Consider the following 10,964-nt stretch of genomic DNA (forward strand, 5'->3'; position numbering starts at 1 on the left):
TCATCAAACGTCATCTTAATGACGCCGGATAACTCATATGGCGGATCCTGTTTAATCTCTTTATTCTCATTAACTGAAAAAATAGAAGACGGACTTATGAAACGAGACGCACCCGTGCGGGTGCTATCATTCACTTTTTGCGATTGCATGACAATAACTAGATCGTTGAGGTATTTAAGCGTTACGGTTCGCTAGGGAGAGAAGCTAACGCTTGCTTAAGTAAGTATAGTGCCTGTCCTTTTGTGTCTTTGAATTTTTTCACATTAATGTAAACGTGAACCTCATCAGGGTTATCATCATTTATTTCCACAACTACGTAACTGTAAGGTGTTCCCCACAAAATAGCAATTCTCAAAGCATAACCATTGATAAACAGTTCTTTCACATATTCACCATTAAATGACCCTTGCGATTCCAAAAACTCATAAGCGAATTCTAGAAAAGGTCTAATCTGTCTAGCTGTTTCTTCAGAGATCGGATAGCATTGATTTGTTTCACAATCACTAGTTAAACGTGGAAGAATGCGAGAGGGTACCGCTAGATAAATATCCTCTTTGTCATCATATGCGAGTACAAAGCCGAATGAACGATCCACTGGCATATCTTAGTACAATTTAAAAGAATAAGATGGTTCGAACTACGAACATTTAGAATTTATCTTCATTAACAATTACAACGCACATCAGGGAAATCAATTATCAGTTTTTGCAACGTGATTTTTCGCCTTAACGGGGTACCCCCACCCCCCTCCTCCCCGATTTTTCGTTTGACGTGTGAATCACAAAAACGCCCTCAAAAACAACGTTTGATAAAAATTCAGTCACGTCAACTGAGTATTTACTCATCTCACTCTCTCTTTCACATTGTAACAGATCCGTGATGATTCTCGTTTTTCCGATAGATCAAACTCGCAACTGAGTCAATTGATTTACGTTAAGAGTGACAAATTGTAATGACATGGTAACATTGATACCCTTTCAAAAAGTTAGAAGTAGATAATTACTAAGTACGAGTTTATAACTAAACAGTTGGAGACTCAAACTAGCACAACGTGAGTTTATCCACTTGACTACGTGGTTAAACTAGTTTTTCGCACCAACAACATCCTAGCGGTCGAACTTGATAATTCAGTTCAAAGTAAGAAGGCTGAAAAATACTACTTAAGTAAAGATAACACATATGAATAACTGTTTAAAACTCGTGAGGGGTAAGAAATTTATTAAAAAATCGTTTGATTACGGATTTTATCAACGAAACTACTATTTCACACCTGACGAGATAGTGATCGAAGATGTTAGGCACGAAGACAAAGCTGTGACTTGTGATAAAATGCGATTGACGCCACCTAAATGAGTGACATGATAAGCACCGCATCCGAAATGACAAAGATTATCGTAAGAATGATCAGGACGTTAAGAAATGTAGGATGCGATACAATGTAACTACTCTTTGACGCTAGATAATTTCTTGCACTCATGTCTTAGGTTGATTTAAATCAAGTTCGTTTATCTCATAGAAGTGCCGATAATAAAGTATCATTTTTCCGCTTTTAGTATGAATAAGCCTTCTATTTATCGCCTTTATGTCATTAAATCTAATTCTATCGCTAGGTTTGACATCAAACGGTTTTGACGCTAGAACGTAGAAAATGTTGTTTTGCCTTACGTCAACCACACGGTGCAAGAAAAACTTATCACTTTTGAAAACCTGAACGTAAGGACTTTCGTAAAGCTTCTTTTCCACTTTTACACAAAGCTTAGTTAACTCCTCGAATGTTCCAACAAAGTACGTTTTCATGCTAATCGTAAATGATCATTAAATTAAATTCACTGAGATAGTCAGTTTTGAATCTTAGTCCTCGCTGATAAAACGTCTGTAGTATCTTCTCGTATGTTTTGTGATCCACATCCAAGTAAATCATAATCTAGCAACGAAAAAATAGCGTAGTTTCCCCTTGACTTTCTGTAGTAACCTTTAAGATAACTAAATCCGTGAGCTTTCATAATCTCGTCGAACTTCTTCCTAGTGAGTCTCTTAACACCTAGCTCCTTTCTGTATTTCTTCATTATTAGGAACGCCACCCGAGAGTTTACTATTTTGGCTGAAAATAGTTTTTCTAACTGTGACGTAAGTTGAGACAATTTTTTCCACCTCACTACTCGTTAATGGGTACAATTTTAAAATTCTTCTTGGAGTTAGCAAGTAAAGATCGTAGTACCCGCCTAGTAACCATCTATAGATCGAAAGTTGTACTCGAGCAAACTCCTTTGCGTTTTCTGATGATTTTATTTCAAATATCTCATTTTGTGACATAAGATCAACCCGTCCCTTTATTATGAAGTCATCATACTGCGCCGATACAGGAACCTCTATCTTTGCCTCTGGAATTGACTTAGCTATAATCGCTTGCACTCCCGCATGTAACCATGATCCCGCCCGTAAAATATCAGGTGGCGGTAGCGTGGTGTTCAAGTGGTAACTAACAATCTCGCTAACGTAGATAACATTTGACGGCGGTGTAAACGTTTTTGTTTCATACAACTGATTTAATTTATTTATGATTGACATGATTTTAAACTACTCATCTAGATTTTAAAAAGCTTTTGCAAACCTGTCTAGGAATTTTCCACGAGTTAGACCGAACCCAAACAATAGGAAAATGGAGGGTAGAATCGTAGGCGGGAAAATAAGATTAAGGATTGGTATGTTATTAGCTATCCTATTCAATATGTAAAACACAACCGCAAACGGTATCGCTGGTGCAATTAAAATAACAATGGGAAGGTTAGCTAGGATTTTCTGCAACGAGTTCAGGCTAGTTAAGAAATTGATAATTGGAGTAGAGTTAAACATGTATTAAGGCTGGTTAAATCATGAGTCTGTTCTACCAAGCGCTTATCTTTACTGCTGTGTCCACGGTAGCGTACTTTCTTGCAACGAAATCATTGAACGTACAAATTTCACTTTTGGCTATGATCTTGGGTATCAATGTCGTCAGTTTTCTTTTGACTCAAGGAATTTACAAGACTATCGTAATCAATACGTGATAGAGCTAAAATACATGTCTCCATGATTTCAGTTTGTTTTTTCTGTGTGTAAATTTCTTTAATTAACACATACAGAGATGTTACGAGTGAGACTAACGAGACGATCATGTATTTAACCGAGACTAAAACAGGTGACCGCATGGCTACGGATATCGTAACCGTAATCGAATACTTGATAGGCGGAGCTGTCGGGAGCTTCATAATTGCCGAAATCATGAACTACTTCAACAATAGGTCGGCGGATCAGACCTTCGTTAATCTAGGTAAGGAGATGGCGGAGACCACCACGCTGGGAGTGCAAGCACTTCAAGACATATCAACCATGGCTATCTCCTCACTGGTAGGCGTCTCAGGCGTTAATGACGTAAACAATCTCGTTAAAAAGAAGGTTGAGGAACAAAAAGCTAGCTAAACACTAGATCATTTTTGTTTTTTCTTAATTCATGGATCTCGGGTTTATCGCTATCATTATTTCAATTCTGTCAATTTCATTTGACATAATTTTTACAATAGAAGCGAAGAAAGCACTAGATGCTCTTTCCTTTATAGTTCAACAGAATGACGAAGATGATGAAAACCGGGCGTATATGTAATGTCAAAACTTCAAATACTAAAAGAAGTAATTCGTTTTTTAAAAAATAATGCTTTGTATTTTTTAGTGTTTGGTGACGCTGGTGCTATTCTCCTTCTGTATCTGCTGATTAAGCATCTTCGTCAATCTCGTGAAAGTGATAACGCATCTAACTAACTCGTCGATCTGTTGACCCTTATCGAACCGTTTAACGCTTTTGGGCTTTACGGGAACGGGTGGAAGCGTTGAGTAATGAACTAGACGTCTATCTTGCTCTCGTTCTGTGTTTTCAAAACATTGATCTATGACCTCTCCTGTCGATGTATCAATCAGAAACCCGCCGTCACACACTGTCATTAGTACAACCCTCTGTTATCTTTCTAACTAGTTCTTGAACCTTTTGATTGGGATACGTTTCGATCTTTTTGATTGTATCCAGTATAAGGTCACACTCGTTACGATGAGTCAGAAGAAGGTAGCCCGCCAACAAATCCGCTACAACTGAAATTAATGCTGGTTGTTCCATCATGTACTGTGCCAGTTCGTCTATTAGGTCATACACATCATCCGCTACTGTCATTAATCTCGCCTACTATTTTATCTACTATCTTTAACAATTTCTTAACTTCTTGCAAAAGCTCGATTATGTCGTCGATCTTATCTATGTCAGATCCCATTTTATCGCCTCAGTGACATGTTGGAACTTGAACTTTAATTCATCTGGATTTAAGTAGTCTTTCAAATTGGAAAAGTGGTTAAGTTCGTTGTACATTTTCTTAACGTCGTGATGTTTATCCTCTAAGTTCACTAATGTGTCTACAAAGCTGTAAGGATCTACTTCGTTGTGGAAAAAATTAAGTCTAGACCTTACGTCACGATATGATGCTTTAATAGGCACACCTAGATCGTATAATTGACTGAGTAAATGAAACTCGTGAGCGTCTAGGTAGATAGCTGGTGTGTTACATGACGCTGATTCAATGAGGGGAAGATAAGGAGACTCTGAATGTGACATAGCCAACAGGTAGCGAGCCGAACAAAGGAGCTTAAAGTACTGTTCATCGGGCGGTGTACCGTATAGGTATTGCCATCGCCCGGTATGGATAACATGATAACCCAATTGCTCCGCTACATGTCCCCAGTAATGACCTTTCCTGTCATAGTCCCGCTCCGAAATGCCGGCAATGAATAAGTGACTCTGATGAGGCTGTTCAGGTAACTCGGGGACAATGTGAGGATGGTAATAAACATATTTGCGCATTATGTGATGATTCCACAAAGACGGCGTTAAGATGATTACACCCTTATCTAACATTTTCTTTACTCTGTCCACGTTAAAATTCAATGTAGCGGTATCACATACCGCAATGTTAACCTTACCGGGATAAATTTTCATTTCCTGAATTCTGCTAAAGGTAGTATAATAAACGTGAATGTCCGCATTAGGATTGTTCTCACTGCACTCTAGTCCTATCTGCTTACAGATCTGTAACTGTCTGTTTATCAAGTAGCGATAACTTCCCGCCTTCATCCACGTACTGAATGATATCATAACATGTCATCACGTTACTAATTTATAACTCTTGCTAAATCATGTCATTACTACTAGACGCTGACGTTGTTCTTCTGATGATAAATCTAATCTCTGCTCTTTACACTCCGTTATCTTCTAGATTCTCGTTGAACTTTAAGACCGTTGCACTTCTAGCTTTCATTGCTCTCGTTGATGTTGTTATCATAAAGCTAGTGGGTGCTTAACGTGAAAATTGACGAAGTTCTAGAACTCATAGGTAAGGCTGTGCTGTCTAGGGAAACGGTTGAAGCGAAGGCTAAGCTTTGCGATTACATCACAGTCATTAACTTTATGCAAAAGAATTATCAATACTGTAGTTACGATGATGATTGTAAAACGTTTTCATGTAGATTAGATAATTTCATCATAATGGCACATTACGATCGTGATAAGCTAAAGATAAGCGCACACTTCACGGTAAAAGTTTAAATACCTCTTTTATCCATTTTCATTTATGGCAAAACAAATAGTCGTTTCGGATTCGGCGGAGCTTGTTTTTAAGCTCTTCGAAAGATACGAAGGTAAGAAGTGGGTGGACTATTTTGACAAAACCATAAACATCGATGACTATCTTAAGTATTGGGAAGATACAACTATCTTTAGCACCGTGTTATTTAGACATCTATCTGGGCTTGAGCCTCTAGATTCTATAGATAAGATCGCTGACTTAGTCACGCTAGTAGTTATCAATGACGATCCTGTAAATTCGTTATGGGACTGTGAACGCTTTGGTATTAACGTACCGTTTTACATCATGATGAGGGAACACTTGCTATCAATTGTTAAAAAGTTTAAGAATGCCAAAGTTGTGACTTACACTGAATATCTTAAGGGGGACTTTGCATGATAGTAGAAGCGATTAATCCTAACAGTCCTAAACGTGTTATCTACGAAGGCATGCCCGCCACGGTGAAAAAATATCTTGACTCTAAAAAGATCAAATACGAGCGTGTACCCAACGGGTTTGATCAAACTGTGTTATTCTTTGAGGGTAACCCCCAGGTTGTATGGGGTGACTTGTTCGTGAGAAGTTACTACAACCCTAAGTTTCTAAAATACGTTGCTAGGTTCTACCCTTCATTTGATGCTGTGTACTTGATTATGCCCCATAGCGCCAATGAGATCTTAGATGAACAGGCTAGTATGGATTTGCCACTTCAGGCATTCATTAGCATTTACAAATATGTAGATAGGGCAACTAAGGCTTACTTAAACACTCATTTTAACGCATATCCCCTGTTAGTGTCGGAAGAAGACCATTAGAAAAGTTTTTTAATCGCTTTAACTACTTCTTAATTATGTCCCAAAAACCAATAGTTTCCATAAACACAAACGAAAAGGCATTTTTTGGTTGGGTTTTGTCTCAACTTGAGAACCTTCCCGAAGTGGGAGAAGACGAGTTTAGAAACAAAACTAACCACTATTTTATAGACGTAAAGATTAGAGAGCCACAAGATAAGATTATTATCGAACGATCTGGAAACTATCTAGTAGCATTCATCTATTCTACCTGTGACTCGTTCGTGTGCGCAAAGATCGTTTTGCCTAAAATGATGAAAAAAATAATTGAGGAAATAATGGAATGGGAAAAGGACTAAAGTAAGTCATCGTCTTTTTTATCATCCTGTTTATCTTCTTGTTCGTTATTGTTCATTAACATATCTACGTTAGTTGACTTGTTAGTTAGTAATGAGACTAGTGGCAATAAGTTATTTATGAGTCTCGATACACTAGGATCATTAAGCAATCTCAGGATGGTATCAACAACGTCCTGTTTTGTGCCAAACAAGTTGCTCATCAAGTTGGCGGTTGTCTTAAACGTCATCGCCTGTCTGTTCATGAATTCAGTTTGGATTGCAAACCAACTAGGTAGTTTCATCGCTAGCAAGTCCATTAACGCCAACACTTGCTGACCGTTGACGTAACGCAAGTTGTACGTTTGTATCATTTCCCTAGCTAACGAGATTATGACATCCATTTCTTTCAGGTTTTTCTCCTTCGCAAGACTAGTTATGAACTGGATTTCCTCAGGTGTAAAGTACTTCTCAAGTTGCATTTTGATCATCTAGTGCCTTTTTGATGAATTCATCTAATGTCATCTCTGGGTGTAGCCTCTTTACTGCTTTATCCAAAAACTTAACCAAGTACATTAGATCAACCTCCTCAAACTGATTTAGAACGTTAGGCGGTTTAGACTGTGAGATGATACCCACTAATAAGCCATATGAATTATCATCAAATTTAGCGGTCATTGCGAACTCTGTGATGTTATTTTCCAAAAACGAGAGATTAATACCCTTAAGTTGGGGCATCGAAAGGAAGGGTTTTAACTTGTTAAGTGTATCCTTCGAGACTAACGCATCCTTCATAACATCAAGTAGTGACAAGTAACTAAAAGTGTGCTACACTATACTATTTAAAATGAAATAAGTTATGGCAAGGCATAAGCCGAAAAAGACGAGTAAACTAATTTTCCCTGCAAACTGGACGGGACGATGGTTGTATGACGCTGTTGTTGCAACTCCAAAGTGGCAAGTCAATTCGTTTTTAGGAGCGCCACAGTATGCGCAATGGATTGACTACTTTTCAAGGATTAACGGTCTACAGTTAGCTCCTAAGACTAACGCTGATACTAACTTCATGAGGTCGTTACAAGTGGGTTTGGTTACTAGCCAGATAGCGCAAGAGTACGAGAACACTAAAGTTAAACAATCAATGGATGAAAAGGCAAAGGAGCTTGAAAGACTGTTAGCTACTCCAGTGGTAAGTCAAGTAATGAATAATACTATCTCAAAGATAGGAAACTCGCCCATTATGGTGAGGCAAGAGGTAGGTGAGTGAATTGACGTTCGAATCTCTTAGATCAGTTTTAACGCCCGAAACGCTTATAGGTATAGTGAGCGGTGCGCTGGCACTAAAATTATCACACCAGAGATTAATAGCTATAGCGCTAATCGTAGCCTCACTCTTTATCTCTAACCCGCTTCTGGCAACCGTCGCATCAATCGTTACGGTAGACCTTCTAGTTAATTTAATTGCACCTAAAATAGGGGTGTCCATGAGTGGCTAGGAGAAAGAGCAAAGCCCTAAGAGTATCCGTTAATCCGTCTGCGGTTCAGAATTACGTAATCGGCGTTGCGTTAGGTGCTGATAAATACATTGAAGGTTTGCTAAGAGGAGCTACCCTTTATAACGCCTGGGTAGACCAGGAGATCGCCCTGCAAGGCAAGGAGATTGGCGAATACAGAGAAGATGCCCTTAGGGACTATCTAACTACTCATCATCTTAATGTATTAGATGTAGAGAACACCATTAGGTCATGTGTAAACAATAATTTCACTTCGCCAGAGTGTAGGGAGATAAATGATTTGGTCGAAAAGACTAACTACAAGAGACTGAGAAACACCGATAGGTACATGATAGAAGCCGGCGATAAGTACAGGGCTGTCAAAGGAGATTACTATCAGTCCGCATCTCCTGCGTATGGGCTAGCGATTTTATCGTCATATCCCACAACCCAAGTTAGTGAACAACTAGGTAACATCCTGAAGAGTAAGGTGAGAACATGAGCGTACTGACTACACAGCGTCCTGACATTCCATTAGCCAGTAGCGAAATAATCTATGCTGTCATAACCGCTATCATAGTTGCAATAATGAATAACTACTTAGCTGGTGTATCGCCTTTCTACATGATCATCATAGGTATAGCTCTAATTGCACTCGCAAAAGGTGAATTTATTGGCGGGATATTGAGATCACTGGGACTATACTTGTCTGCATACGGAATTGCTAAAGTAATAGATCAAAGGGTTCAAGTCTCCCTTTAGGGGAGTATAATGAAAAAGATTTTTTTGATTCTGTTAGGTTTAGCTCTTCTTGGTTTCGCTTTAGCTTTTCGGTTTAAAATTAATGTAAGAAATGGCGGGTCGTGTAACATATCACGTTATCAGGCAATGCTAGCACAGGTTCAGGACTCAGAAAGTGACTACTTATGAAAGTATACGATTGTCATGGCTATTTTGTAATGGAAGACGATAAAACCTACTTTTGCGAAAAAACTCCTCCGTCTCCTAACGCTCGATGGGTACAACTCTCGCTTTTTAACTCCATTTTCTGCGTTCCATCCTCAACCACACACGTGCGTGCTGACTGCAAGAGACTATTTTAAGCTTACTAAGACATGTACGGCAAAACCGATATGTACATAATTCTGTTCATATTAGCTTTGGTAGCCACGCTATACGTTACGGGCTATTTGGGAAGTACCCAAAACTTGTTAATAATGATGATAGTAGCATTCATTGGTATCGTGCTATTAAATCAATACCAAGAAAATAAGATAATGGCGAAAGAAGTAGTAGCGTGACCTACCAATGTCCTTTTTTGTTGACGTAGGTGTATATGCGATTTTTTTCGTTTTAGCTAGTTCTACGGCTTATCTTCTAAAATCTAGATTTCCCAATGTTAATGGGCGTCTGTTACAGGGCATTATAATCTTGGTTGCTGGTTACGGGTTGAGTGCGCTAGGTACAGGTATAGCTGGCGATACAATAACGATAGGCGGATTACTTACTGCGATAACGGGAGCCTTCGCCCAAGTGGCTCAATCTGTTCCCGCACTGGGGTGGTTAAGATGATCACTAGCCTAGGTTTCTCAAACGCAAATCTTGACACAGTATCTATAGCGTCTCTTCTAATCGTTTATGTTATCTCATCGGCGTCCGCCACAGGTATTACGAAAGTATCTAACCTAGGACATGGTTACTTTAGGCTCATTCAGTTCGCTGTGGCAAGCGTCATTACATATTTCATCTCGTTAGTTACCGAAACCGGTGGTATGCTATCGGGTCTGTTGACGGTATTGCTGGTAGAGGGTATTCTGAACTTCTTAGCTTACAAGCTTAATCTAGGCGCACTTGTGGATCCGGACTATTCAGGGTGAGGATATGGACAATGTCCTAGTAGCTTTCCTAGTGCTTCTAGTGTTTCTGGTAGTGTTATACGTTTACCTATACCCACGATCAAGCTATAACGTTTTTTCGCTGTGAAACCATGGCTGAAATTATTCAAGATATCATAAAGATAGTTATTCAAGTAGCAAAGTATACGTTAGTACCACTCATCAAGCACACATTAGAAGGATTCTTTTACGCCATGATGGCATTCTTACGTTATGCTAATGACATCACTAGGCGGTTAATGGTACTGATAAGATAGTACACATAAGATTATTAACATGATTTTCACATATGCGTGTCACGGTTGGCGCTCATTCGTTTTTGATTACAACGGAAGAACCAGACCACGGTTTGATATCCAGATGTTGCGGTAAACTGAATCCTGCATTTGTCAAGGCAATCGAGGAAGAAAACCTAGACTTTATCTACTTACCTAGATATGACCCTAACGCACCCGAGAGATGCGTTTACGTTACAATTGAACAGAATACTAAGATCATTAAGGACTATTGGTTCTGCCACGTTTTTAACTTGCTACGAGAATATCGCAATTTCTTAGAAGTTCATTAACTGTCATAAGTCATGCTAAGTGATATTGTTAACGCTATTGAGTCCTTTGATAATGCCATCTCTGAGTATAGACAGAAAACTTATCAAGCGTGTGAGATACTTCCGCCAGTGAACTCTGTACCCTCGCTATTCGCTAATCTTCCTGTTATTATCCTGTACATCATTACGTTACCCATACGTTTCCTTTTATGTCCATTACTTAACACAATAGGAAACCCATTATGTTTGCTTTACAATTTAGTC

The 10,964-nt window shown here is 38.9% G+C and carries 10 protein-coding genes; 6 read left to right on the forward strand and 4 right to left on the reverse strand.

The window, feature by feature from the left end; genetic code table 11:
• Positions 1-181: 181 nt before the first annotated feature.
• Positions 182-601 (reverse strand): hypothetical protein, encoded by a 420-nt coding sequence (locus QXR92_04285; protein ID MEM0319217.1) that lies wholly within the window; start codon positions 599-601, stop codon positions 182-184.
• A 1,433-nt stretch (positions 602-2,034) separates the two neighbouring features.
• Complete coding sequence (locus tag QXR92_04290) at positions 2,035-2,568, reverse strand: hypothetical protein (GenBank protein ID MEM0319218.1); 534 nt, start codon at positions 2,566-2,568, stop codon at positions 2,035-2,037.
• Positions 2,569-3,186: 618 nt separating this feature from the next.
• On the opposite strand from QXR92_04290, the gene QXR92_04295 reads away from it, so the two are divergent.
• A complete protein-coding gene (locus QXR92_04295) occupies positions 3,187-3,459 on the forward strand; it encodes a hypothetical protein (protein ID MEM0319219.1) in 273 nt (90 codons plus the stop codon).
• A 2,575-nt stretch (positions 3,460-6,034) separates the two neighbouring features.
• Positions 6,035-6,454: a hypothetical protein gene (locus QXR92_04300; GenBank protein ID MEM0319220.1), complete on the forward strand. Its 420-nt coding sequence runs from the start codon at positions 6,035-6,037 to the stop codon at positions 6,452-6,454.
• 331 nt (positions 6,455-6,785) lie between these two features.
• Here QXR92_04300 and QXR92_04305 read toward each other — a convergent pair whose 3' ends face one another.
• Both QXR92_04305 and QXR92_04310 read right to left on the reverse strand, forming a co-directional pair.
• Positions 6,786-7,247: a hypothetical protein gene (locus QXR92_04305; protein ID MEM0319221.1), complete on the reverse strand. Its 462-nt coding sequence runs from the start codon at positions 7,245-7,247 to the stop codon at positions 6,786-6,788.
• Positions 7,237-7,560, reverse strand: a complete 324-nt coding sequence (locus QXR92_04310; protein MEM0319222.1) for a hypothetical protein — start codon at positions 7,558-7,560, stop codon at positions 7,237-7,239. Before QXR92_04310 ends, QXR92_04305 begins: the two co-directional genes overlap by 11 nt.
• Before the next feature lie 286 nt (positions 7,561-7,846).
• On the opposite strand from QXR92_04310, the gene QXR92_04315 reads away from it, so the two are divergent.
• The 4 genes from QXR92_04315 to QXR92_04330 all read left to right on the forward strand — a co-directional run bounded on the left by QXR92_04315 (position 7,847) and on the right by QXR92_04330 (position 9,830).
• Positions 7,847-8,032, forward strand: coding sequence for a hypothetical protein (locus QXR92_04315; protein ID MEM0319223.1), 186 nt, complete (start codon positions 7,847-7,849; stop codon positions 8,030-8,032).
• A gap of 221 nt (positions 8,033-8,253) precedes the next feature.
• Complete coding sequence (locus QXR92_04320; GenBank protein ID MEM0319224.1) at positions 8,254-8,760, forward strand: hypothetical protein; 507 nt, start codon at positions 8,254-8,256, stop codon at positions 8,758-8,760.
• Positions 8,757-9,020, forward strand: coding sequence for a hypothetical protein (locus tag QXR92_04325; GenBank protein MEM0319225.1), 264 nt, complete (start codon positions 8,757-8,759; stop codon positions 9,018-9,020). The genes QXR92_04320 and QXR92_04325 overlap by 4 nt, the downstream gene beginning before the upstream one ends.
• A 687-nt stretch (positions 9,021-9,707) precedes the next feature.
• Positions 9,708-9,830, forward strand: coding sequence for a hypothetical protein (locus QXR92_04330; protein ID MEM0319226.1), 123 nt, complete (start codon positions 9,708-9,710; stop codon positions 9,828-9,830).
• The last annotated feature ends 1,134 nt before the right edge of the window (positions 9,831-10,964 follow it).

The organism is Fervidicoccaceae archaeon, assembly GCA_038734945.1.
GTDB lineage: Archaea > Thermoproteota > Thermoprotei_A > Sulfolobales > Fervidicoccaceae > ARK-14.

Coding starts and splice junctions, on each gene's coding strand:
- QXR92_04295 (MEM0319219.1), top strand. CDS start 3,187: ATGGCTACGGATATCGTAACCGTAATCGAATACTTGATAGGCGGAGCT.
- QXR92_04300 (MEM0319220.1), top strand. CDS start 6,035: ATGATAGTAGAAGCGATTAATCCTAACAGTCCTAAACGTGTTATCTAC.
- QXR92_04325 (MEM0319225.1), top strand. CDS start 8,757: ATGAGCGTACTGACTACACAGCGTCCTGACATTCCATTAGCCAGTAGC.
- QXR92_04310 (MEM0319222.1), bottom strand. CDS start 7,560: ATGAAGGATGCGTTAGTCTCGAAGGATACACTTAACAAGTTAAAACCC.
- QXR92_04305 (MEM0319221.1), bottom strand. CDS start 7,247: ATGCAACTTGAGAAGTACTTTACACCTGAGGAAATCCAGTTCATAACT.
- QXR92_04290 (MEM0319218.1), bottom strand. CDS start 2,568: ATGTCAATCATAAATAAATTAAATCAGTTGTATGAAACAAAAACGTTT.
- QXR92_04285 (MEM0319217.1), bottom strand. CDS start 601: ATGCCAGTGGATCGTTCATTCGGCTTTGTACTCGCATATGATGACAAA.